At 49.9% G+C, this 22,406-nt stretch carries 25 protein-coding genes; 18 read left to right on the top strand and 7 right to left on the bottom strand.

Annotated features, from left to right (window positions below; all coding sequences use genetic code 11):
• Positions 1–43: 43 nt before the first annotated feature.
• Entirely contained in the window at positions 44–2,707 is a 2,664-nt protein-coding gene (locus tag ACF8OF_RS13060; protein WP_392496876.1) for a toprim domain-containing protein, read from the top strand.
• A gap of 480 nt (positions 2,708–3,187) precedes the next feature.
• Here the strand turns inward: ACF8OF_RS13060 and ACF8OF_RS13065 are convergent, their stop codons facing one another.
• The 3 genes from ACF8OF_RS13065 to ACF8OF_RS13075 form a co-directional block, all read right to left on the bottom strand.
• Entirely contained in the window at positions 3,188–5,095 is a 1,908-nt protein-coding gene (locus ACF8OF_RS13065) for a hypothetical protein (protein ID WP_392496877.1), read from the bottom strand.
• A gap of 372 nt (positions 5,096–5,467) precedes the next feature.
• Entirely contained in the window at positions 5,468–6,502 is a 1,035-nt protein-coding gene (locus ACF8OF_RS13070; RefSeq protein ID WP_392496878.1) for a phage portal protein, read from the bottom strand.
• A 2-nt stretch (positions 6,503–6,504) separates the two neighbouring features.
• Entirely contained in the window at positions 6,505–8,223 is a 1,719-nt protein-coding gene (locus tag ACF8OF_RS13075; protein ID WP_392496879.1) for a terminase large subunit domain-containing protein, read from the bottom strand.
• Positions 8,224–8,369: 146 nt separating this feature from the next.
• Between ACF8OF_RS13075 and ACF8OF_RS13080 the strand changes: the two genes are divergently transcribed.
• The 17 genes from ACF8OF_RS13080 to ACF8OF_RS13160 all read left to right on the top strand — a co-directional run bounded on the left by ACF8OF_RS13080 (position 8,370) and on the right by ACF8OF_RS13160 (position 18,571).
• Entirely contained in the window at positions 8,370–9,215 is an 846-nt protein-coding gene (locus tag ACF8OF_RS13080; RefSeq protein WP_392496880.1) for a GPO family capsid scaffolding protein, read from the top strand.
• A gap of 12 nt (positions 9,216–9,227) precedes the next feature.
• A complete protein-coding gene (locus ACF8OF_RS13085; protein WP_392496882.1) occupies positions 9,228–10,283 on the top strand; it encodes a phage major capsid protein, P2 family in 1,056 nt (351 codons plus the stop codon).
• Positions 10,284–10,334: 51 nt separating this feature from the next.
• Positions 10,335–11,141, top strand: coding sequence for a phage terminase small subunit (gpM, locus tag ACF8OF_RS13090; protein ID WP_392496884.1), 807 nt, complete (start codon positions 10,335–10,337; stop codon positions 11,139–11,141).
• Positions 11,142–11,236: 95 nt separating this feature from the next.
• Positions 11,237–11,722, top strand: coding sequence for a head completion/stabilization protein (locus ACF8OF_RS13095; protein WP_392496885.1), 486 nt, complete (start codon positions 11,237–11,239; stop codon positions 11,720–11,722).
• Positions 11,722–11,922, top strand: a complete 201-nt coding sequence (locus ACF8OF_RS13100) for a tail protein X (protein ID WP_049247083.1) — start codon at positions 11,722–11,724, stop codon at positions 11,920–11,922. Before ACF8OF_RS13095 ends, ACF8OF_RS13100 begins: the two co-directional genes overlap by 1 nt.
• A gap of 2 nt (positions 11,923–11,924) precedes the next feature.
• Entirely contained in the window at positions 11,925–12,185 is a 261-nt protein-coding gene (locus tag ACF8OF_RS13105; RefSeq protein WP_392496886.1) for a hypothetical protein, read from the top strand.
• Entirely contained in the window at positions 12,185–12,730 is a 546-nt protein-coding gene (locus ACF8OF_RS13110) for a lysozyme (RefSeq protein ID WP_392496888.1), read from the top strand. Before ACF8OF_RS13105 ends, ACF8OF_RS13110 begins: the two co-directional genes overlap by 1 nt.
• Positions 12,720–13,229, top strand: coding sequence for a lysis system i-spanin subunit Rz (locus tag ACF8OF_RS13115; protein ID WP_392496889.1), 510 nt, complete (start codon positions 12,720–12,722; stop codon positions 13,227–13,229). The genes ACF8OF_RS13110 and ACF8OF_RS13115 overlap by 11 nt, the downstream gene beginning before the upstream one ends.
• On the top strand, positions 13,226–13,381 hold the full coding sequence (locus tag ACF8OF_RS13120) for a hypothetical protein (protein WP_392496890.1): 156 nt from the start codon (positions 13,226–13,228) through the stop codon (positions 13,379–13,381). Before ACF8OF_RS13115 ends, ACF8OF_RS13120 begins: the two co-directional genes overlap by 4 nt.
• Complete coding sequence (locus ACF8OF_RS13125) at positions 13,381–13,803, top strand: phage tail protein (protein ID WP_182116158.1); 423 nt, start codon at positions 13,381–13,383, stop codon at positions 13,801–13,803. Before ACF8OF_RS13120 ends, ACF8OF_RS13125 begins: the two co-directional genes overlap by 1 nt.
• Entirely contained in the window at positions 13,800–14,441 is a 642-nt protein-coding gene (locus tag ACF8OF_RS13130; protein ID WP_392496891.1) for a phage virion morphogenesis protein, read from the top strand. The genes ACF8OF_RS13125 and ACF8OF_RS13130 overlap by 4 nt, the downstream gene beginning before the upstream one ends.
• The gene (locus ACF8OF_RS13135; protein ID WP_392496893.1) at positions 14,438–15,067 is read left to right on the top strand and encodes a phage baseplate assembly protein V; all 630 of its coding nucleotides are present in this window, start codon (positions 14,438–14,440) and stop codon (positions 15,065–15,067) included. Before ACF8OF_RS13130 ends, ACF8OF_RS13135 begins: the two co-directional genes overlap by 4 nt.
• Entirely contained in the window at positions 15,064–15,402 is a 339-nt protein-coding gene (locus ACF8OF_RS13140) for a GPW/gp25 family protein (RefSeq protein WP_392496894.1), read from the top strand. The genes ACF8OF_RS13135 and ACF8OF_RS13140 overlap by 4 nt, the downstream gene beginning before the upstream one ends.
• Positions 15,403–15,404: 2 nt before the next feature.
• A complete protein-coding gene (locus ACF8OF_RS13145; RefSeq protein WP_392496895.1) occupies positions 15,405–16,313 on the top strand; it encodes a baseplate J/gp47 family protein in 909 nt (302 codons plus the stop codon).
• Positions 16,306–16,914, top strand: coding sequence for a phage tail protein I (locus tag ACF8OF_RS13150; protein ID WP_392496896.1), 609 nt, complete (start codon positions 16,306–16,308; stop codon positions 16,912–16,914). The genes ACF8OF_RS13145 and ACF8OF_RS13150 overlap by 8 nt, the downstream gene beginning before the upstream one ends.
• The gene (locus ACF8OF_RS13155; protein WP_392496898.1) at positions 16,911–18,188 is read left to right on the top strand and encodes a phage tail protein; all 1,278 of its coding nucleotides are present in this window, start codon (positions 16,911–16,913) and stop codon (positions 18,186–18,188) included. The genes ACF8OF_RS13150 and ACF8OF_RS13155 overlap by 4 nt, the downstream gene beginning before the upstream one ends.
• The gene (locus ACF8OF_RS13160; protein ID WP_392496899.1) at positions 18,188–18,571 is read left to right on the top strand and encodes a tail fiber assembly protein; all 384 of its coding nucleotides are present in this window, start codon (positions 18,188–18,190) and stop codon (positions 18,569–18,571) included. Before ACF8OF_RS13155 ends, ACF8OF_RS13160 begins: the two co-directional genes overlap by 1 nt.
• 34 nt (positions 18,572–18,605) lie before the next feature.
• Here the strand turns inward: ACF8OF_RS13160 and ACF8OF_RS13165 are convergent, their stop codons facing one another.
• Genes ACF8OF_RS13165 through ACF8OF_RS13180 form a run of 4 tightly spaced genes read right to left on the bottom strand, consistent with a single transcriptional unit; the run spans position 18,606 to position 22,388 of the window.
• Positions 18,606–19,049: a phage tail protein gene (locus ACF8OF_RS13165; protein WP_392496900.1), complete on the bottom strand. Its 444-nt coding sequence runs from the start codon at positions 19,047–19,049 to the stop codon at positions 18,606–18,608.
• 5 nt (positions 19,050–19,054) lie between these two features.
• A complete protein-coding gene (locus ACF8OF_RS13170; RefSeq protein WP_392496901.1) occupies positions 19,055–21,940 on the bottom strand; it encodes a phage tail tape measure protein in 2,886 nt (961 codons plus the stop codon).
• Positions 21,937–22,092, bottom strand: coding sequence for a GpE family phage tail protein (locus ACF8OF_RS13175; protein ID WP_392496923.1), 156 nt, complete (start codon positions 22,090–22,092; stop codon positions 21,937–21,939). The genes ACF8OF_RS13170 and ACF8OF_RS13175 overlap by 4 nt, the downstream gene beginning before the upstream one ends.
• Positions 22,089–22,388, bottom strand: a complete 300-nt coding sequence (locus tag ACF8OF_RS13180; RefSeq protein WP_392496902.1) for a phage tail assembly protein — start codon at positions 22,386–22,388, stop codon at positions 22,089–22,091. Before ACF8OF_RS13180 ends, ACF8OF_RS13175 begins: the two co-directional genes overlap by 4 nt.
• Positions 22,389–22,406: the final 18 nt, after the last annotated feature.

Genomic DNA, 22,406 nt, shown 5'->3' on the forward strand with positions numbered 1-22,406 from the left:
CAGCTTTCGGTATCATGTGGCTGTGTGCGACTAAGGTTATCGCATGAAATCATATCACTTACAGGCACTACTGCCGCGCCTCATAAACGATTTTCAGTTCAAAGAGCAAAACGGCTATTTACGGCAGGGCGTCTGCCCGAACTGCAAAAAGAAAGAATTGTTTACCTCAGTGGAAATGCCGTTTGTACTGCGCTGCGGCCGTGAAAATAAGTGCGGAGCCGAATTGTTTGTCAAAGAGATGTACCCGGATGTTTTTGATGACTGGTCAGCCCACTATCCGAAGACAGAACAGGCACCAAATGCGGCAGCAGATGCCTATTTGCAGCACTCACGCGGACTGGATATCAGTACCCTGAAAGGGCTGTACGCGGAATCCTCTTATCACGCTGACGGGCTGGGCGCGGCAACCGTTAAATTCCCCCTGCCGAACGGCGCGTACTGGGAACGGATCATCGACCGGCCATCCCGTTTTGACCGTAAAGCCAACTTTTTCGGCTCGTATAAAGGCTACTGGTGGCAGCATCCGAAACAGGATTTAACACAGGCGAAAGAGATCTGGCTGACAGAGGGTATTTTTGACGCCCTGAGCCTGATCCAGAACGGCATTACCGCCGTTTCCCTGATGACCTGCCACAACTACCCGGACATTGCCCTGAATGCGCTGAGGGAAGCGTTGGGCGCAGAGAAAAAACCGTTACTGGTGTGGGCGCTGGATAACGGCAGTGCCGGTGAACGGGCGATGAAAAAATTTGTTTCCCGCAGCCGGGATGAGGGCTGGCGTTCCACTGCCGCACGACCGGCGGAGACCGATAACGGCAATGACTGGAACGACTTACACATCAAAGAACGTCTGACTGAACGGGATCTCGGCCGTTACCGCTATTACGGTAAATTGTTGCTGGCCGCATCTGCGTTTGAAAAAGCCCGGCTGATGTTCAACCAAACCGGGCGATCAGAGTTTGATTTTCAGCATGATAACCGGCTGTACTGGTTTAAGCTGGATGTCGATAAGATGATGAAAGCCATTGAGCGCATCAACGATGCAGAGCCGGGACTGACGGACGAAGAAGCCCGGCAAAAAGCGGTGAAAGAATCCGGGACCGTCGTTGAGATCGCCAACTGCTATCCCACACCGCTGTATTTCCAGAAATCCGTTGAAACGGATGAGTCCTGGTATTATATCCGCGTCGATTTTCCCCATCGTCAGGCGTGTGTGAAAGCCACCTTTACCGCCGCGCAGCTGACCAGCGCCGGTGAGTTTAAAAAACGGCTGCTGCATGTGGCAAAAGGCGCGGTGTATACCGGCACAACCCTGCAATTAGACCGCATCTGCAAACAGGCATTGCCGGATATCAAAGAAGTGATCACGCAGAATTATGTCGGTTACAACAAAGAGTACGGTGTGTATGTCTTTAATGATGTGGCCGTGCAGAACGGTAAGTGCTTCACCCTGAACGAAGAAGACTATTTTTCCCTGAATAAGCTGGATATCAAAACCCTGAGCTTAAGCCCGGCGTTATCAATCAATACCGATTTAAACGAATTTGATAACCGCTGGCTTGATTCTCTCTGGAGTGCGTTCGGTGAAAAAGGCTATGTGGTGCTGGCGTTCTGGCTGGGTTCGCTGTTTTCAGAGCAGATCCGCAAGATCCACAAAAGCTATCCGTTTCTGGAAATCTGCGGGGAACCGGGTTCCGGGAAAAGTACCCTGATTGAATTCCTGTGGCGGCTGTGCGGCCGAGCGGATTACGAGGGTTTTGATGCGTCCAAGTCCAGTGCCGCCGCCCGTGGCCGTAACTTTTCGCAGATCAGTAATCTGCCGGTCTGCTTAATTGAAAGTGACCGCGTTCAGGATAATGCAAAATTAAAGGCGTTCGATTGGGAGGAGCTAAAAGCCCTGTATAACGGGCGTGCAACCCGTTCACTTGGTGTAAAAAATAACGGTAACGAGACCTATGAGCCGTTATTCAAAGGCAGCATCATCATTGCACAGAATGCGGAGATAAACGCCTCACGCGCCGTTCTGGAGCGGATTATCCACCTCTACACCGACAAAGCCGAACAGAGTATTGAAACCCGCCACGCGGCTATTGCGCTGGAACGCTACCCTATCGAAAAACTGTCCGGATTCCTGCCGTTGGTACTGATGAAAGAAGATGCCATTTTAACGCAGTACACCGCCCGGGTGGATGATTTACAGGCGAAACTGTTCGCGGATAAAGCGATTAACCATGAACGTATTGCCAAGAACCACGCCCAGCTGATCGCCCTGCTGGAAACCGTGTCGCTGGTACTGCCGGTGAAAGCTGACCGCATCAGAAAAACGCGGGATTTTATTGTTGAACTGGCAAAACAGCGCGTTCAGGCCATCCAGCTTGATCAGCCGCCGGTGATGGAGTTCTGGGAAACCTTTGATTATCTCCAGGACAACGAAGCCCACGGCGTGAACCACAGTACCGAACCGGGCGTGTATGCGGTGAATTTTAACCATATCGCACAGGTGGCAAGTGAACAGCGTCAGTCCCTGCTGCTGAATACGGACATCAAAAACCTGTTGAAAGCCGGGAAGATGCGTAAATTCATCGGCATCAAAACCGTAAGAAGCTGTGTAAACAGCATGTACAACAGTTGCTTACCTATAGCCAGTACAGCGAAAAAGCCGGAAGTGATCAAGTGCTGGGTATTTCAGGAAAACAGTGAAAGTTAGGGTGTATCTATTTTGTAATCAGGCTGCCGTGTGCGGCCTTTTTTATGCGTGATATATACGTAAACAGGAAATGTGAATAACTGTACAAAACTAAGATAAAAACAGAGAAAGAAGTGATTGTTTTTTGCGCTTTATATAAGGAATGAAAATCCGTGGGGGGGCTTCGGAAACGGGTTACAATGGTTACAAAAATATATTCTCTCTCTATCTTACTGAATTAATAAAGAAATAATGATGATGTCAGCAGTTACAAAAGAGTTACTTCGCGGTTACGTGTAACCAAATTAAAAGGTTACATTTCAGATCCGTAATATATTGATTTATAAGGGTATAACTTTTTACCCTATGTTTTGTTACCCATTGTAACCGGTAAAAAGTTACAACGGGTTTGTTTGTTATCAGTGAGTTAGGTGTGGTTTTAAGGGGGGGTAACCGTTGTAACCGTGATCCGAGAGGGGGGGCTAAACTTCTTAAGTTTCCTCATTCGGGATACCATTCAGCAATATATAAATTCATTGATTTCTCCAAGTCTGGATTTTTATCCCAAAGATTGGATTTAACTTCGCCTATGTAGGTAAATACAGAATTCAAAAAATCATTCATTTCCATATGAATTTGTTTTAGTTCTAAATCATCAAGGTTATTTTTAAATTTATCATCTTCGATCTTTAATTTATGACATTCTAAATGCTTGGTTAACATAAATAATATTTCTGCATTATTCTCACCAGCGACTTCAAGAGAATTATTATATTTGATTTTGTCAAATAGTGACTTTAAAACTGATAGGTTATTAAGTGATGAATCTCCCCGTAATTCATATGTGATTTCTTGGTTTCTTAATTTATTTAAATTACTTATTGGGTTGTTTATTAGCAATAGTATTTCTTTAAAAAAACTTATAACTTCATTATTAGTTAGTTGTGTATTTTTTTTATTAATCTCATCATGCTTGTTTTTTTCTATAACTTCATTGAGTTTTGTATTTAATCTCTCTTTAGCATCGATGAGTTTTTTTGAGTTTTCATTTTTATATTTAATTATAGGAGATCTTTTAATTAGTTTGATTAGGTTTTTTAATTTAGCCTCATCATTTGATTCAATTGTGGTTTCAACTTCATGGTCGAATTTTCTCATTAAAATAGATGATGTCTCACTCCTATCTTCTAAATAATAAATCAAATAGATTAAATCGTATTGTGATATTTTAGAATCATTACTGATGCATAATAATTCTTTTTTTTCGATCGGTTTAACACTTGTCTTAATTTTATTGATTAACTTCAATACATTATTATCGCTGATTTTTTTAAGAATATTTAATATGTGGCATGAGATCTCCTGTTTCAGGTCAGCTATACCATGATCATGGGTATAGAGCAATCTTGCTAGCGGAGGAATGGAGAATATTTCAATTTCGAAAATTTCATTATTAATGATTTTTTCACATATTTTAATGAGATTAATATCAATTACTTCTTTATTTTTAAATGAACGTAATATCGAGTTTGCTTTCTGTATAAAGCTACTATCTGAAATAACTCGAGCTTCTAATAACCCAATAGAGTTCAGGATGCATAAAAACAAGAAATAGTCTTCAATTAATTTATTTAATTTTGAATCTTCACTATTATTTTTAATATCAATGTGAAGTTTTAGTTTTAATATATTAAAGTAGGATAGTAACGATTTGTAGGCAATTCTAATATTATTGGTGGTGATGTATTTATTTAATTTATTTAATTTGTCTCTGTTTGATTTGAATATTTCATTTTCACCCTCAATCTCTTCTAACATATTCATAGCAATATTAAAGGTTTGATCGGTTTGTTCGAAGTTAATTATTTTAGATAAATGTTTTTCTGAGGATTTAGTGATTGCATCATCTATATTTTTAATTACATTTTTATTCATAATAATAATGAATTTACTATTGTTTTCTTGGGTTAATCTGTTTAATAAACCGACGACTAAAAGAAAAAAATGTATTTCTCCCTCATCCTCATTGACATTCTCTGGGTGACTAAAAAATGATCTTTCAAAATCATCTATGATTATTAGTGTATTCCGGATGTCATTTTCAAGATATATCTTTGATAATTCTAAGTATTTTTTTAAATCAATTTTGGTTTTAAGTATGTTTACAATAGTTGTATTAATGCTTTCACCAATATTTTTCTTATTTCTATAAATGGACTCTTCAATTTGGTCGAGTTTTGTCATCCCATTCATTGCTACATATGATATATGTTTGTAATTCTTAGATTTACTTAGTATGTCGTTTGTTATTTTTTTAATGGCATAAGTTTTACCAATACCCCAGTCCCCTAAGATTAACATTCCTGAGTTAAATTTCTCTTTAAGAAAAAATTCAATATCACTTCTCATAACAATCCCTTTTTATATAACTATAGTCTAAATAAATTTTATCATATTTAGCGCACAAATCCGCACACTCCTGCACAATTTCTTGTTCACACAAAATACCGCGCAAGCCCTGACGGGCTGCGCGTTGCCCCAGTGGTAAAACCTGCACAAAAAAGCACACCTTTTGTGTGCGGGCGAGGCGGGGGAGCAATCGCGCGCTGAGGGGGATAGGGTGCCGCTCTTTCTCCGTGTGTCCGGCACATAAAAAAGGCGCATTTCTGCGCCTGTTTTACAGGGTGTGCGAGCGTGGTAGGTGAAAACAAATGGCAGGGTATCAATGATGGTCAGCGCGGCGTGTGATGGGTTACGCTGCGCCTGATACGGGGTGATTATTTACTTTGCGCCGAGGGCTTCAAGTAGGGCGTACTCATTGAAGCGCACCACCTCTTCACCGACCCAATCATTTACGGATTTCAGGCTCTGCATGATTGGCATCAGCTCATTGATAGAAAAAACTTTCGCGGCCTTTTCCACATCACCGAAGCTACCTGCGCCGGTCGGCACGATACCCATCAGCTGCGGCGGCACACGGTGCATAGCAAGCAAATCATCACGGGTAGCATCTTTCACGTTCATAAATTCATCTTTGGCCGCTATCTGGCTGAACGGCAGGATCTGAATACCGTCCTTTTTCCCGTTGGCCGAATAAACAAACAGGTTCTTGAAAGCCCCGTCACGGCGTGATTTCTGCAATGCGCCTTTCAGATCCTCAACACCGTTCGGGTCGGCCAGTGCGTCATTGAGATAAACAATCACCCCGGCGTGTGAGCCGTTCTCATAGTAGTTAACCCGGAATGTGGTAGCCGATTTATTGAGTTTGGCGGATATCAGCCCGGCCAGATATTCCGGCAGACCGTAAATCTCCTGGTTAATATCCGGGTTGATCAGATGGAAAGCATCGCCGCGCTTAAATTCATGCGCATCCTGCCATGTCTGAACGAAATAATAGGTGTCCAGGTCAATCCCGCGCCGTGTGTATTTGGCCGGTGATCGTTTCAGTTGCAGCAGTCCGCCGAACATATTGCGGCGGCGCTCAAGATATCCGTTTCCGAATACAAGATAATCAAGAACGTAGGCGTTCATTTCCTGATAGGACAGGGATTTATGCGGGATAAAACAGCTCATGATAACGTTGCGCTTAAACAGCAGCGGTGATTCATGATGTACCGCTGAACGGAATGCGCGGGCGATGCTGTAGAAGTCTAACGGCGTTTCATACCACTTATCGGTTTTCGCGCACTCCATGCAGTCGAGCAGGTCATAAGCACCGGTGACCGGCACAGGATTATCAAAGGTGAATGCAGCACACTGCTTGTCAGCGGGGAGTTCTGCTTTAGCGGTGACGGGCTGTGTTTTCTTTTTTTTCATGGTTAAAACTCCGATACGCAGGATCCGCTGTCTGCGGATTCACTGCCGATAGGTTCAGCGTATAAAACGTTCATAACAGACCAGGCAATATCCCCGTGATCAACGCCGCGTGTGCGGTCTGACGCATAGGTGACAATGCCGCCCTGTGTGATAACTTTTTTGATAGTCATGAAAGACGACGGGATCTGTGATGCCCCGGCATCATATTCAATGCGTCCGTTGCGGATAAGCATCTGCGCTTTAAGTACCATCATCCGCTTGACCTGCGGGGTATAACGGATGCCCTGTACTGCCGGGTAGAATTTTTTCACCAGCTCATACACGGCTTCGCCGGTACCACCGGTAATATCAATGTTGATCCCCTGCACGTTGTAGCGCAGTGTCAGTTTTCTGATTTCCTCGGCCTGTTTTTCAAAGGCCATGCCACGGAAGCGCAGCGCCTCGACAACCCGCCATTTCCCGCTGGGAATGGCAGGCGGGGCGAGCACAGCGAGGCCGAGGCCGTCACCATTGCCGCCGGTGCCGGTCGGGTCGGCACCGATGCGCACCGGTTTATTACCGAGTGGCCTGTCGGCGTAAGGCTTCCAGTCCGGCCAGACATCACGGTTATAACCATCAACACCACGGTAAATAAGGGCGTTATAGTCGAATGCCCGTTCACCGGCTTTAACAAACTTACAGTTATAGAGGTTTTCGAGATCGTCCGGGGTGTTCTCGCTTTCGATATCAGCCAGTGATATCAGGTCAAACCCGCTGTTAATCGCATCATGGATAGTGACAATCTGCCGCCAGATATTGTCCCCGCACAGCACACCGTTTTTCAGGGTTTTGTGTGTGGTATCAATGCTGATTTTTTTGGATTCAGGCCGGGATTCATTGAAGAAGTCACCTGTCCAGAACGGATAAGCCTCATGCTCTTCAGATGAGGGGGTAGAGAAATAAGTCCGGCGTAATCCGACCTGTGACGCCATAGCCGCCGCCACTTTACGCAGTTCGGCGAAGTTAGCCACCCAAAAGAACTCATCAAAATAGAGATCCCCGGTGTAGGACTGTGCGGATGCCGCAGCGGTACCGAGAAAATAGAATGTTGTACCGGTGGACAGAATAATTTTATCCCCGCCTTTCAGCTCCACGCCGACGAGCCGCGCGAGGGCGATAATGAAGCCTTTAAACTGATGCGCCTGTGCCCGGCTGGCTGACAGGAATATTTGGTTATTGCCGGTTTCCAGTGCGTGCAGCAGTGCCTCGCGGGCAAAATACCAGGTCGCGCCGATTTGCCGTGATTTTAAAATCATGCGGTTACGGCGGTTTTTCTGCTTAAACCACTTCTTCTGATGTTCAAACAGCGGTTCAAGTGCCAGCTGCCGGAGTTGTTCGATCTGCTCTTCGGTAAAGTGGTTCTTCGGCGTCTTCGGCTTCTTCTCTTTCTCCTGCTTGTCGCTTTCTTTGTTCAGCCGCGCCATCTGACGGCCGAGAAAATCCATCACTTTAAAATCGTGCGCGGTCAGGTCTTTTTTATTGAGGATCCGCAGAATACGGACATGAATCTCATCACTGACGCGCTGAACCGGGTGGGTTTCATCCCATTTATCCCGTCTGCGCCACGAATAGAGCGTGTTGGCGCTCACACCGAGGTGTGACGCTATCTGTGAAATACTGTACGCCTGCCAGTACAGGCTTTTCGCTTCCGACCGCGGATCGCGCTGAGAGTCAGTTATCATGCGTCAACTTTCCCACATCGCGCGCGTACACCTCCACGGGTTTCACTTGTCACACCGATGTCACAAGGCAAAGCTTTTGAACCGGAAACAAGCACTTGCGAAGATACAGACACACAGAATTGTTGTTATCTCCGGAGTGAAAATCCATGTCAGAAGACAATAAAAAACTACAGGTCATCGTCTGTACCGAGGGCGGCACGTTAAACGGCTTTGCTGTCTCGCGTGACCAGATTCAGCAGATGGCTGACAACTACAGCCCGCAGCTGTATGCCGCGCGTATCAATCTGGAACACATCAAAAGCGTGTTACCGGACAGCCAGTGGCGCCATTTTTCTATGGTCGATTCCGTCCGTGCTTATGAGCTGGAAGACGGGCCGTTAAAAGGAAAATTGGCGCTGGAAATCTCCGCCACCATTGACCCGGTCAAAGACGCACCATTAATTGCCCTGAACGAAAGCGGTCAGAAGATTTTTTCCAGTATCGAATTTTTACCGGATTGCCCGAATGACGCGGCAAAAGGTGCCTATCTGACCGGCGTTGCGCTGACTGATACCCCGGCGGCATTCGGCACGCAGGTTATCACCCTGAGTAACCGTGAACGCGGCCTGCCGGAAGATGCAAAAAATACCTATACCGCATCACTGGAAACGGTCGTGAAGATGAGCGCTGCGGAAAAGCAGCAGGCAGAGCAGAAATCACTGGCAGCTGAATTCCTTACCGGACTGAAAAAAGTGCTCGGGATCCAGCGTGAAAACAGTAATCACGACATTGCCGCGTTGCAGGAAGGTATCAATCTGACCGCGAAAACCTGTGCAGAGGCGTTAACGGCCATGCAGAAACTGACTGCCGAAAAAGAAACGCTGTCAGGTGAAGTGGCGACGCTGAAACAGGAATTATCCGCCCTGAAAACGCAGCTCGGCGGCACTGACGCGGATAACGAACAGCGCCAGCTTTCCACCGGTAACGGCGGTTACGTTCAGTCTGAATTTTAAGGAAAAACTGATATGTCATTAACACCTGAAGCAAATAAAGCGTATCTGTCCTACCTGGACAATCAGGCGCGTTTAAACCATGCCGTCCGTGACGGTAAATCACTGCAATTTTCTGTTGATCCGTCAGTGCAGCAGAAGATTGAAAAGGCCGTGATGGAAAGCAGCCCTTTCCTGAAAGAAATCAATTCATTCGGTGTGACTGAACAAGAAGGGTCAACGATTCTGGTCGCTTCCAGTCAGCCAATTGCCAGCCGTAATACGTCAACCACCGACCGCCGCGAGCCTGCACAGGCTTTCGGGATGGATGAAAACACATTCAAATGTGCGCAAACCAACTTTGACACAATGATCCCGTATACCCAGCTCGACGCCTGGGCGGGGCATCCTCAGTTCCAGAGCCTGATTAATCAGCAGATTGTCCAGCGTGAAGGGCTTGACCGCCTGATGATTGGTTTTAACGGGGTTAAGTGTGCGGCGAAATCAGACCGTAAGCAAAACCCGTTACTTCAGGACGTCAATATCGGCTGGTTACAGCTTGTGCGTGAACGGGCACCGCAGCGTGTGATGAAAAATATCACGCTGACTTCGCGTGACGAGGACGGGAAAATTATCAAAAAAGGCCGTTACGCCAATATTGATGCTGTTGTGTATGACGCAGTAAACACCCTGATCGATCCGTGGCACCACAACGCCCCGGGAATGGTGGCGATTGTCGGCCGTCAGCTGGTCACACAGAAAAACTTCAAAATCATCAATCAGCACAGCCAGCAAAATCCGAATATGGAACTGATGACCGGTAACGAGCTGATGAAACTCAGCAGCGTAGGCGGAATTCCGTCTGTTCAGGTGCCGTATTTCCCGGATGGCGCTGTGTTAATCACCACCATGAAAAACCTGTCCATTTACTGGCAGAAAGGGAAGTTAAACCGCTTCATTAAAAATGAGCCGGAATATAACCGTATTGCCACCTATGCACAGAGTAATGACGGTTACGCCGTGGAAGATTACGGTCTCGCCTGCCTGATTGAAGGTATCACTTACGCCGAAGCTGAGAGCAGCGGCGAATAACATTGTCACAGCCGGTGCCGCCGGGCACCGGTGTTTATCGGGGGATATGCAATGCAACAGTTAACACCTGCTCAGGAACACTGGCAACGCGTCATGGCAGAGCGCCGGGGCAGCGAACAAACAACCGTAAACATGACGGCATACGAGCAGATCCTGCATCGTCTGCGTCACGATCAGTCACGCCTGAGCGATATTCAGGGCACTGAGTTCAAAATTGAGTACAAGAAAACGGTGCTTGACCAGTACGAACCGTGGATTGACGGCGTTATTGCGGCCAATACCGGCCAGTCAGATGAGGTTTTTACGACCGTTCTGGTCTGGCAGATTGACTGCGGAAACTATGACCGGGCGCTGGATATGGCAGGTTACGTGCTGGCACACCATTTACCGCTGCCGGAACGCTACAACCGCACACCGGCGGTGATGGTGATTGATGAAATCTGTGATAAAGCGCTGACCCTGTTTTCTGCCGGTGTCGGTGCTGACCAGCTGATCCCGCTGCCGGTACTGGAACGCGTCAGAACACTGACTGAGTACCATGATGTACCGAACGAAGTACAGGCAAAACTCTGTAAAGCACTGGCGTACACACTGCGCCTGAGTAAGCAGCCGGAAGATAAATCCCGGGCGCTTGAGCTGTTACAGCGTGCGCTGCTGCTGCACAGCAAATCCGGTGTGAAACGGGATATTGAACTGCTGCAACGGGAGCTGAAAAAAGCTGACGACAGTAAACAGGACGCTGCGCCGGAACCGGAAAAGAAACCGGTGAAAAATACCCCGGCGAAAGGTACCGGCACAAAACCAAAGCCGGGCAGCGCTAAAAAGCCAACAACGACACGGAAAAAAGCCGCGTCATAACCGAATGCACCCCCGTGTGCCACGGCGGCACGATGGGGCGGGGTTAATTACTGCGTCCACGTCGTCCACCGCCGTTTTTTTACCGAGGTGATCCCATGAGCGGATTAGTCGCACCCAAGGCCGTTGCGCCGACCGATGAAACGACAGATATCAGTGACAAGGGCGTAGTGGTGACAACCATCCCGTTTTACCCGGATATCACATTGTCTGATCTGCGCTGGGCTATGCGGGTTAACGGCACGGTTACCACCGCGAGACTGAAGCACGCTGCGACCGGTGCCGCCCTGTATGTCAATGACCTGCTGAAAGGATGGCAGGCAGCGCAGACAGCGAAAACGCTGGGTGATGTGCCGTCAACACCGGTCAACGATGAAACCCGGCATTTATTTTTATACCGCCAGGCGGTTTACAGCTTCACAAAGTCATATCTGATTGAAAATTATCGTGATATCGACACAACCCGCGAAGGTGAAAAACACGCGGAAGCCCTGAGCACGCAGATTGATGATCTGCGCCGTGACGGACAGAACGCCGTACGTGACCTGATGGGGCTGCGGCGCATGGTGGCGGAGCTGGCGTAATGAAAGTACAGGCACAGCAGGGCGATACCGTGGATTTACTCTGTTACCGGCACTACCGGCGCACGCAGGGAGTCGTCACACAGGTTCTTGATGCGAATCCGGGGCTGTGTCTGGCAACCGTTTTACGTCCGGGTCAGTGGGTGGAAATGCCGGACATTACCGAACCAAAACAGAAAGATACTGTTCAATTGTGGGATTAGGGATGGACGAATTACACAGCAGACTCACCTATTCTTTCGCCACGATTGGCGCGTTTTTCTCCGGGCTTTCTTTGTATGAAATGGGCTTTTTAATCGGGCTGGCCGTCAGTATTGCGCTCGGTGTGCTGAATTACCTGCTTAACCGGCGCTCGCAGCAGCAGCGCACAGCGATATGGGCGGATTATGTGGAAACCCTGAAACAGCAGGGTATCAGTAGCGGATCCGCAAAAGATTTCATTACCGCACCGAAACAGGAATTGTGATGCAACAGAATAACCTGAATGTATTCAGCAAAGTAATGATCGGTTTGTTGCTGGGTGGTGCCGGAGCGACCGCCATTGTCGATCAGCTTCTGGATGAGAAAGAAGGTAATTCGCTGACCGCGTATCAGGACGGCGGCGGCATCTGGACTATCTGCCGGGGTGTGACCCGGATTGACGGCAAGCCTGTAACGCGCGGTATGACACTGACAGCGGAGCAGTGCGCCAAAGTGAACCGTATTGAGGCTGAAAAGGCGGTGCAGTGGGTGCTGCGTAATGTGCATGTGCCGCTGAATGATGCACAGATTGCCGGTATTGCCAGTTTTTGCCCGTATAACATCGGCCCGGGGAAGTGTTTCACATCCACATTTTATAAAAAACTGAATGCCGGTGATAAACGTGGTGCCTGTCAGGAAATAAAACGCTGGATCTATGACGGCGGGAAAGACTGCCGGAAGACCAAAGGGCAGAAAAACGGCTGTTACGGTCAGGTACTGCGCCGGGAACAGGAGGCCGCGCTTGCGTGCTGGGGGCTGGATGATGAATAAGATCGGCTTTTCGGCCTGTGCCATTGTCGGCCTGTTACTGCTGACTGTCGGCGGGAAATGGTACTACGACAGGAAAATCGCAGTACTGACCACCACACACCAGACCACATTAAACGCGCTGACGCTGGCAGCGAAACAGCAAAGTGATGCAGCAGCGGAACGGATGCGGACAGCACAGCGTAAAGCTGCCGAACTGGACGCCAGACACACAGGAAAACTGAAAGATGCGCTTGAGGAAAATAATCATCTGCGTGATGCCGTTCGTGATGGTGTTCGCCGGTTGCGGCTCACCGGTGCCGACCTTGCCACCTGTGAATTGTCAGCAGGCAGAAATACCGGCAGCGGCAGCGTGGGCGATGGAACCGAAATCCGACTCACTGAAAAAGCTGAACGAACTGTTTTCGATATCAGAGCCGGAATCATCAGCGATCAGGCAAAATTAGATTATCTGCAATCCCGGGTCAGGGAGTTAGAAAAACAGTGCAGGGTATCACCATGAAAACAATCTGTTATGTCATTGGCACCCTGATTTTTCTGGTCGTGTTTCTGATCTCTTCGGCATATCTGCTGACAGATAACAGCTGCGGTACTGACCGTAAAAGCCTTGAAAAGCGTTGTGTCAGTGCGATTAACCACTACAGGGGGCAGTGATGCTGAAACCAAAGTTACTGCGGGATTTTCTCACGGCGCGGGAGCCATACTTCCGGCAGAACGCTGAAGCACTGGAAGTGTACGCGTCAAAGGGATCGGTTATCGCAACCGGTACGCCCGGACTCTCATTTCTGTACAGCTATGAGCTGAACGTACTGGCAATGGATTACCCGAACTCACTGGATAAATTGACAGTCACCATCCTGAAATGGGTGCGGAAGCATCAGCCGTCACTGATATTCAACCCGGACAAGCGCGAGCGCGGGATCAGTTTTGATGCGGATATTCTGGATAACAACACCGCTGATATTTTGTTTGTTATGCCGGTGACAGAGCGTGTGATTGTTGAGGAAACAGACGGTGAAGATATCGTTACACACCTGCCGGAACCGGATTTTAACCCCCGCAAGGCGGCAGCATGAGTAACGAAACCACGCTGTTTTCACAGCTGGATGCCGAGTTATCGCGGCTGCTGTCAACGACAAGCCCGGCATACCGCCGCCGGTTGTCGGCAAAACTGGCAAAAGCTATCCGGACAGACCAGCAGAAACGGATCCGCAGTCAGCAAAATGCGGACGGCTCACCTTACCAGGCACGAAAAACACGGGTGCTGCGGTCAAAGCAGGGTATTGAATTTCTGTATAAGGGTGAAGTCCGCCGCCTGCGGGGCTGGCGTAACACCAGGGGGCGAAACGGCCGGATGATTACCGGCTATGACGAAGAGCGCGGCGCGATACGGTCATTCATGCGGAAAGATATTGAACGCTTTCTGTCCATCGACCTGTCAGAAACCCGCCGCAGCACAAAACGCGCGGATCCGATGTTTAAGCGGCTGCGCACTGCCCGGTTTTTGCGGGCACAGGCTTTTCCGGATGCCGCCGTTGTCGGGTTTCAGGGTAAAGCCGCCGCCATTGCCCGGCAGCATCAGTACGGCCTCACCGGTGCCGTTAACGAGCTGGCGCGGACGCAGTACCCGAAACGTGAATTACTCGGCCTGTCGCAGTACGAACGCGCTGGGCTGCTGGAACTTATTTATCAGGATTTGGTGAACTCACGATGACACTGAATGAACTGGAACGCCTTATTTCCAACCTGCTACGTGTTGGCGTTGTTGAAGAGGTGGACACTGAGAAGATGGTCTGCCGGGTGAGAGCCGGGCGCAATCTCACCGACTGGATCCGCTGGGGCGCTGACCGTGCCGGAGCGGGGCGCTCATGGTGGGCACCGGTTACCGGTGAGCAGGTTCTGCTCGGCGCTGTGAATGGTGAATTAACCACGGCATTTGTGTTGTGTTCACTGTACAGCGATGCAAACAGCGCACCGAGCCACAGTGCGCAGGCTATGCACAAAACATTCAGTGACGGTGCCGTAATCGAATACGAGCCGGAAACCGGTGAATTAACGGTGACCGGCATTCAGAAAGCTACGGTGAACGCCGCGCAAAAAATTGATGCCACCGCCCCGGAAGTGACAGTGACGGCCAGCACGCAGATTAATTTTAATACCCCGAAAGTGGTGTGCTCAGACAACCTGACGTGCTCCACCCTGAATGTGGAAAAAGGCGGTGAAATGACCGGAAATATTACACATAAGGACGGTCAGTTTTCATCAAACGGTGTCGTGGTTGACAACCATAGTCACGGCGGCGTAGAACGCGGCGGCAGTTGGACGGACGGAATAAAATGACATACAGCGGATTTGACAGACAAACGGGTATGACCATCAGTGACGATGCGCATATTACGCAGAGCATGTACGACATTCTGCACACGCCTATCGGTTCCCGCATTATGCGCCGTGAATACGGTTCGTTACTGTCAGAGCTGATTGATGAACCGGACAATAAGGTAACGCGTCTGAAAGTCATGAGCGCCTGTTATATGGCGTTGATGCGCTGGGAGCCGCGTATCAGCCTGCAACGCATTGAAGTAAAACCGGACGAAAACAATGTACCGACCCTGTATTTTCAGGGCACAAAAACCGATAACCAGCCGTTTACGGCAGAAATTCCCCGGGGGTAATCATGCCAACCATCGACATCAGCCAGTTACCGCCGCCGGACGTGATCGAAGCGTTAGATTTCGAACAGATTTTCACTGAGCGTAAAACGGCCTTGCTGGCATCACTGCCGGAAGAACTGCGGGCGCCGGTCGCCCGCGTGTTGCAACTGGAATCCGAACCGCTGACCAAGCTGTTAGAGGAAAGCGCCTACCGGGAATTACTGCTGCGCCAGCGGGTCAATGAAGCTGCCCGCGCCTGCATGGTGGCTTATGCTTACGGGGCAGATTTGGATCAGCTGGGTGCAAACAACAACGTGTCACGGCTGGTTATCCGGGAGGCTGACGACACAGTGATCCCGCCACTGCCGGCCGTTTATGAATCCGATGCTGATTTCCGGATGCGTATTCCGGAGGCATTTGAGGGAATGAGTGTTGCCGGGCCTGTCGGCGCGTATGTTTTTCATGCCCGCAGCGCTTCCGGACTGGTGGCGGATGCCTCGGCAATCAGCCCGGAGCCTGCCTGCGTGACAGTCAGTGTGCTGTCACGCGAGGGTGACGGCACCGCACCGCCGGAACTGCTGACCATCGTTGATAAGGCACTGAATGATGAAAATGTGCGCCCGGTGGCTGACCGCGTTACTGTGCAGTCTGTTGAGATTGTCCGTTACGCCATTGACGCGGTGCTTTATCTTTTCCCGGCACCGGAAGCCGAACCGATAGAAGCCGCCGCCCGGGAACGGATAGCGCGGTATGTGAAAGAGCAGCACCGTATCGGGCGTGATATCCGCCTGTCGGCTATTTACGCCGCCCTGCATGTTGAAGGAGTTCAGCGCGTTGAGCTGAAAAGCCCGGCAAAAGATATTGTGATAAGCGATACACAGTCATCATTTTGTACCGGTTTGACAGTAACGGTCGGGGGAGCTGATGAGTAGCCGCCTGCTGCCGACAGGTTCCAGCCCGCTGGAAATTGCCGCCGCCCGGGCGTGCGCTGAGATAGAGCGTGTACCGGTGCCGCTAAAAATACTGATCAATCCTGATACCTGTCCGCTGCCTCTGCTGCCGTATCTGGCGTGGGCGTGGTCGGTTGACCGCTGGGATGCTGACTGGCCGGAGCGGACAAAGCGGGATGTTATCAAAGCGTCTATGTTCATTCATAAACATAAAGGCACCATCGGGGCGCTGCGGCGTGTCGTGGAGCCGCTTGGCTATCTGATCCGCATTACTGAGTGGTGGAAAACCGGTGGTCGTAACGGGACATTCCGCCTGACGGTCGGCGTATCGGAAACCGGTATCACCGAAGAAACTTATTACGAACTGGAACGCCTGATATTCGACGCGAAGCCCGTCAGCCGTCACCTGCTGGGGCTGTCTATCAACCTGAGCACATCAGGACATTTTTACTGCTGTGCCGCCACCAACACCGGCGACACGCTGACTGTTTATCCGTATATCCCGGAAACCGTCCGGGTGGAAAGCGCGGACTATTTTGGCGCAGCCCTGATAACCATTGATAAAGTGAGAGTAAACCCATGACAGCAAAGTATTTCGCTATCCTGACGAACTACGGCGCGGCACAGCTGGCGAACGCTGTCGCGCTGGGTACGCAGATGAATATTTCAAAAATGGCGGTCGGTGACGGCGGCGGAACGCTGCCGGTTCCTGATCCGGCACAGACAAAGTTAGTCCGTGAAACCCGCCGGGCGGCAGTCAATCAGGTATCTGTTGACGAGAAAAATCCGAATTTCATCATTGCCGAACAGGTGATCCCTGAAAATGAGGGCGGCTGGTTTATTCGTGAAATCGGCCTGTTTGATGATAACGGCGGTTTAATCGCGGTCGGCAACGCCCCGGAAACCTACAAACCGAATTTACAGGAAGGGTCAGGCCGGACACAGATCATTCAGATGGTGCTGATGGTCAGCAGCACCCAGGCCATCACCCTGAAAGTTGATCCGTCCGTGGTGCTGGCAACACGGGAGTATGTGACTAAAAGTATTGATGCCGCGATTCAGGCATCAGAGGCCAGAGCCGCGAAGACGTATCAGCCGATTGGTGATTATGTTCTGCATCCGTACTTAAAACTGGAACTGCTTAAAAAAGTTGATAAAGCGGATATCGCTCAGCAGCTGGGAAATGATACCGGCAAAGTGGTGTCACAAAATCTTCTGACCACCGAACTTGGTAAAAAAGCGAGTGTTGCTGATGCCAACAGCAAACTCGCCAAAGACCAAAACGGCGCAGATATCCCTGATAAACAAAAGTTTATAGATAATCTCGGGTTACCGGGTAAATTTCAGCCAAAAGATGATTATGTTCTGCATTCGTATTTAAAGCTGGAACTGCTGAAAAAAATAGATAAAGCGGATATCACCCATCAGCTGGGAAATGACACCACCAAAGTGGTATCACAAAATCTTCTGACCACCGAACTCGGTAAAAAAGCCGCTGTAGGCACCAGCTATTCAAAAGCAGAATCTGACGGAAAATATCAGCCCAAAGGTGCAGATTTATCAGAACTGGCTATCGGAATTAATCAAAAATGGGCGAATGTCAGTTCACAACGAAGCCCGGGAGTGAATTACACCAACGGGTTAAAAAAACCACTCATGATAAATATTTATGCAGAAATGAGCGGAAACAACGCGCCGTGGATTAAATTGTATGTTGCCGGTGCTCTTGTCGCCCATTCACATGTGCGTTATGACCAGAATTTAAAAGTCGCTTTTGTCACTGCTATCGTGCCCCCCGGTAACACATATTCATATCAAAAAGACGGAACAACTGTCGTCGTCATGGAGTTGCGCTAATGAGCACAGAAATTCTGGAACAAAAGTTTTTTAAAGACACAGATAATAATGTGTTTTGTATCGAAATCATGCCGATAAATCAGGATTCATGGGAATCAGAAATACAAGCCGGATGGGTCGCAATCAGTGAGGGCGAGGCAAATCAGATTGCCAATCCGCCGCCGACAAAAGAACAACTGATTCTTCAGGCGGAAGAAAAAAAGCAGTTCCTGATTTCTGAAGTTCACACCGAAACCGAAATGCTCCGGGCAAAACTGGCACTTAAACGTATCAGGCCGGATGAAGAAGCGATGTTAATCGCCTGGCTGGATTATCTTGATCTGCTGGAAGCTATCGACACCATCATCGCACCGGATATCGACTGGCCGGAAAAACCACAGTAAGAAAAAGGGGCGTTTAATTCGCCCCTTGCTGTGTTTATAACGATATCGGCAGCATATCCATCAGATCGCTGAACTCCATCTCAGCCAGTCGTTCGCGCAGATCCTCACTGGCTTTCACCAGGGAAATACTGAACTCTATCCGCTTGGCTTTACCGTCTGAAAAGAACTCCGTCCGGCCTTCGTTCAGGCCGTCCATGATGTACATACCGTAAATCATGCCGGTACCCTCAATCAGAGGGTAAGGCCGTCCGCGATAGGCGGCAGTGCGCAGAAGTTCAAGTGAGATATCCCCGCCGGTCACTTCCGGCAGCAGCACACCGTTCAGGGTGATTTTATCCTCACCCGCCCCGATATACTGCCAGCTCGCGGAACGGCCGACACGGTCATTTTTGGCATAGCGCCAGCTCATTGATCGCTGTAAGTTCTGGTAAGGTATGGTTTCCAGCATAAAAACAAACATACCGTAAATCATCATCATAGCTATTACCCTATATCCGTGAGTTGTGACCGGCGGCGGCTGTCCTGAGCGCGTTTCAGTTTTTCCAGTTCCTGCCGTACCATTGCTGCGACACTTTTCGCGTTTGCCATATCCACGCCGTGAAAATGCAGCTCAATTTTATCGCCTTCCTGTTTAATGTCCTGCCGTGCCGCCGGGCGCTGCATTTCCATTTTTGCTGGGGTGAAGTCTGACGCGGCAATATCCGGAGCCGGTACACGCTTAAAGGCTGACGGAGAACGCACAGACGGATCCTGATACAAACCGTCAACCGCTTTAATCGCCGGGAAGTTTTTAAAGACAATTTCACCGAGTTTATTCGGATCTTTCGCCGCTTTCTCTGCCGGACTGCTGAAGCCGGAACCGTCTTTACTTTTTTTCGCTGTCGGATCATAAACCCGTGAACTATAAGCGGCCTCTGTGGCTTCCTTCTGCTTGTTCTTTTTTTCCGCCTCCTGAATGGCTTCATCCCACGCACCGGTTAATTTCTCCTTGGCTTTACCGGCAACGTCTGAAACCTTTTTACCCGCGCTGTCGATAAAGTCGCTGGCACCTTTCGGCAGTTTCCACTTAGGCGTGAACAGGCTCATGACTTTCCTGCCCTGACTTTTCAGCTTCGCGGCATCTTCGGCGGAGAGTTCAACAGGTTTCATTTTGTTGATTTGATTTACGGCATCCTCGGCAGCTTTTGGTGCCATGCCGAGTTTTTCCAGAATCCAGCCGATCCCCCTGGCGACAAGTTCAATCGGGGCAAGCAGGGAACGGATAGCGATACCAACAACTTCACCGAATATCTTCCCGGCAGACGTACAAGCCTGTAATGCCTCATCAGAGGCTTTAACCGGCGTAAACAGCTCGGAAAGCCATTCCCACACCTTTTTGATCGCCGTCCAGATACCATCAAAAACCGGTGCCAGCCCGGAGAATACCGCGCTGAATGCTTCGCCGAGCGGTGCAAGGGCGGTCATCAGACCTTCAAAGAATCCGCTGAAAAAGGCTTTTACGTGATCCCAGTATTTGTAGATCAGTAATGCCGCACCGACTACTGCAGCAACGACAAGACCGACAGGACTCATTAACAGAGAAAGTCCGCCGGACGCCATTGATGCACCGAGTTTTATCACGTTAAAGAATTTGCCGAATGCACCAACAGCACCCATTAACCCCTGACCGCCGGTTAACAGGGAAAGGCTCAGGCGCATAGCTGCAAACGGCAACATAACAGCGGCAGCGCCTGCTGCCAGTGTGCCGAGAGCGGCGGTGACTGTGGCGATAATCAGCCCGGCTTTAATCAGCGCTGCGGATAATTCAGGATGTGTTTTCATCCAGTTACCGATACCGCTGATGACATTGGTAATACCTTGCGTCAGATTACGCAGCGGGGAATCAACGCTTTCCTGCATCTGAATGCCGAGATCTTCCCAGGCGGATTGAAGTTGCTTCAAATCCCCTTTCAGGTTGTCAATTTTGACCTTGGCGTTTTTATCCGCTTCACCGCCACTGTTTTCGTTGGCTTTTTTGAGTTCGTCATAGCGGCCGTTTCCGGTTGCGTCGATAACGGCCCCCATACCGACCATTGCTTCCTCGCCGAATATCTCCTTTTTGATCCGGATCTGGCTTGCCTGGTCGAATTGCTTCAGTGCTTTGCCGACATCCTTCAGGATATCCCCGGCATCCCGCAGCTGGCCGTTAGAATCCTTGATCGATACGCCGAGCTGCTCCATTGCCTGTTGCCCCTTGCCGACAGGGGCAACAAGGCGGGATAAACCGGCACGCAGTGACGTACCCGCCATTGAGCCGCGGATCCCGTTATCGGCCATCGTACCAGCCATAGCGGCCATACTTTCCAGACTGACTCCGAGCTGTGCGGCAACCGGCCCGGCATAAGTCATCGTTTCGCCGAGCATCCGTAAATCGGTGTTGCTGCGGGTAAAGGTGGCGGTCAGAACGTCAGAGACGCGGTTCATCTGGTCAGCATCCATCTTGAACTGCGTCAGAACGTTTGAACCGATATCAGAAGCCTCACCGAGATCCATATCTCCGGCCAGACCCATGTTTAAAATACCGGGCAGTGCCGCTTTAATGGCTTCCGGCGTGAAACCTGCCATTGCGAGAAACTTCTGACCGGAGGCCGCATCGGTTGCCGTGTATGCGGTACTTGCGCCGAGTTCCCGCGCCTGGTCACGCAACATCTTCAGGCGCGGATCGCTTTTATCCAGGCGGGTCAGAGCCTGAACGCCGGACATGCCTTCATCAAAATCACGACCGGGAGCCATGACGCGGGACGCGGCATACAGAGCACCGCCACCGGCAGCAGCGGCTGCTGCGCCGCCCATTGCCATTTTGCCGCTCAGTTGTTTGGCTTTTTCGTACTGCGCCTGTGCCCGGGTAACAGATGCCAGCCGCTGGCGTTGAGCCTCAAGCTGCCGGTTATAGGCTTCGGTGCGCCGGGTGATTTGTGCTGTGGCATTATCGCTGTTCCGTACAGATATGCCGTGCCGGTACAGCTGCGCCGCCGCAGCCTGTAGTTTTTGCTTTTCACTGTCGAGAGAACGACCGAGGCGGTCACGCGCCTGCCGTGCCTGTTCCAGTGCGCGTTTTTGTTCTTCAGTGCGCTGATTTAATGCCGGGTAGCTGTCGCGCAGCGCCTGAACTTTTGCCTTTGCCTCTTCGTAAGCCGTGGTATTGCGTCTGACGGACTGAGATAACCGGTCAAACGTTGCCGCCTGACCGGCCAGATTTCTGATGTTGTTCTGAGTGGCTTTTATCTGAGAGGCAAAACCGGCGGCACTGCGCTGTGCAGCACTCACCGGTGAGGTAAAGTTATTGACGGCGTTGAGTGCTACCCGAATGCTGAGATTGCGATCTGTCATTCGTCCTGTCCTGTGCGTGCCGCCGCAAGGCCGTGCCACTTAAGTAACTCAGAGATAGTCATCTCATCAAAAGCGGACGGTTGCCAGTGGAACACCACGGCGATATCGGCGATCAGGTCATCAATATCCGTGGTGGGTATTTTGGTGATTATTCTTCCGGTTCGTGGGTCTCGTCGTCCGGGGAACTCGGTGCTAAAAAAAGCGCTACCTCGTTAATCAGCTGATAAAAACATTCAACCGGCATTTCAGAAATTTCCTGTTCAGACAGGCGCGGCTGTGTCACACGCGGCAGCAGAGTGATCATAGAGTTCACATCCCCGGTGGCGACTTCCCACATTTTCAGCCCTCGCAGGGTTCCGGCCTGCCGCATGGCTTCAGTAATCGTAACCTCGGTGATTGTCTTGCCATTTTTCAGAGAGACAGGGCGTTTAAATTTAACAATAGACATAGCGATAGTTCCTGTGAA

The sequence above is a fragment of the Morganella sp. TYF_1 genome (assembly GCF_043105645.1).
GTDB classification, from domain to species: domain Bacteria; phylum Pseudomonadota; class Gammaproteobacteria; order Enterobacterales; family Enterobacteriaceae; genus Morganella; species Morganella morganii_B.

Coding starts and splice junctions, on each gene's coding strand:
- ACF8OF_RS13060 (WP_392496876.1), top strand. CDS start 44: ATGAAATCATATCACTTACAGGCACTACTGCCGCGCCTCATAAACGAT.
- ACF8OF_RS13065 (WP_392496877.1), bottom strand. CDS start 5,095: ATGAGAAGTGATATTGAATTTTTTCTTAAAGAGAAATTTAACTCAGGA.
- ACF8OF_RS13070 (WP_392496878.1), bottom strand. CDS start 6,502: ATGAAAAAAAAGAAAACACAGCCCGTCACCGCTAAAGCAGAACTCCCC.
- ACF8OF_RS13075 (WP_392496879.1), bottom strand. CDS start 8,223: ATGATAACTGACTCTCAGCGCGATCCGCGGTCGGAAGCGAAAAGCCTG.
- ACF8OF_RS13080 (WP_392496880.1), top strand. CDS start 8,370: ATGTCAGAAGACAATAAAAAACTACAGGTCATCGTCTGTACCGAGGGC.
- ACF8OF_RS13085 (WP_392496882.1), top strand. CDS start 9,228: ATGTCATTAACACCTGAAGCAAATAAAGCGTATCTGTCCTACCTGGAC.
- gpM (WP_392496884.1), top strand. CDS start 10,335: ATGCAACAGTTAACACCTGCTCAGGAACACTGGCAACGCGTCATGGCA.
- ACF8OF_RS13095 (WP_392496885.1), top strand. CDS start 11,237: ATGAGCGGATTAGTCGCACCCAAGGCCGTTGCGCCGACCGATGAAACG.
- ACF8OF_RS13100 (WP_049247083.1), top strand. CDS start 11,722: ATGAAAGTACAGGCACAGCAGGGCGATACCGTGGATTTACTCTGTTAC.
- ACF8OF_RS13105 (WP_392496886.1), top strand. CDS start 11,925: ATGGACGAATTACACAGCAGACTCACCTATTCTTTCGCCACGATTGGC.
- ACF8OF_RS13110 (WP_392496888.1), top strand. CDS start 12,185: ATGCAACAGAATAACCTGAATGTATTCAGCAAAGTAATGATCGGTTTG.
- ACF8OF_RS13115 (WP_392496889.1), top strand. CDS start 12,720: ATGATGAATAAGATCGGCTTTTCGGCCTGTGCCATTGTCGGCCTGTTA.
- ACF8OF_RS13120 (WP_392496890.1), top strand. CDS start 13,226: ATGAAAACAATCTGTTATGTCATTGGCACCCTGATTTTTCTGGTCGTG.
- ACF8OF_RS13125 (WP_182116158.1), top strand. CDS start 13,381: ATGCTGAAACCAAAGTTACTGCGGGATTTTCTCACGGCGCGGGAGCCA.
- ACF8OF_RS13130 (WP_392496891.1), top strand. CDS start 13,800: ATGAGTAACGAAACCACGCTGTTTTCACAGCTGGATGCCGAGTTATCG.
- ACF8OF_RS13135 (WP_392496893.1), top strand. CDS start 14,438: ATGACACTGAATGAACTGGAACGCCTTATTTCCAACCTGCTACGTGTT.
- ACF8OF_RS13140 (WP_392496894.1), top strand. CDS start 15,064: ATGACATACAGCGGATTTGACAGACAAACGGGTATGACCATCAGTGAC.
- ACF8OF_RS13145 (WP_392496895.1), top strand. CDS start 15,405: ATGCCAACCATCGACATCAGCCAGTTACCGCCGCCGGACGTGATCGAA.
- ACF8OF_RS13150 (WP_392496896.1), top strand. CDS start 16,306: ATGAGTAGCCGCCTGCTGCCGACAGGTTCCAGCCCGCTGGAAATTGCC.
- ACF8OF_RS13155 (WP_392496898.1), top strand. CDS start 16,911: ATGACAGCAAAGTATTTCGCTATCCTGACGAACTACGGCGCGGCACAG.
- ACF8OF_RS13160 (WP_392496899.1), top strand. CDS start 18,188: ATGAGCACAGAAATTCTGGAACAAAAGTTTTTTAAAGACACAGATAAT.
- ACF8OF_RS13165 (WP_392496900.1), bottom strand. CDS start 19,049: ATGATGATGATTTACGGTATGTTTGTTTTTATGCTGGAAACCATACCT.
- ACF8OF_RS13170 (WP_392496901.1), bottom strand. CDS start 21,940: ATGACAGATCGCAATCTCAGCATTCGGGTAGCACTCAACGCCGTCAAT.
- ACF8OF_RS13180 (WP_392496902.1), bottom strand. CDS start 22,388: ATGTCTATTGTTAAATTTAAACGCCCTGTCTCTCTGAAAAATGGCAAG.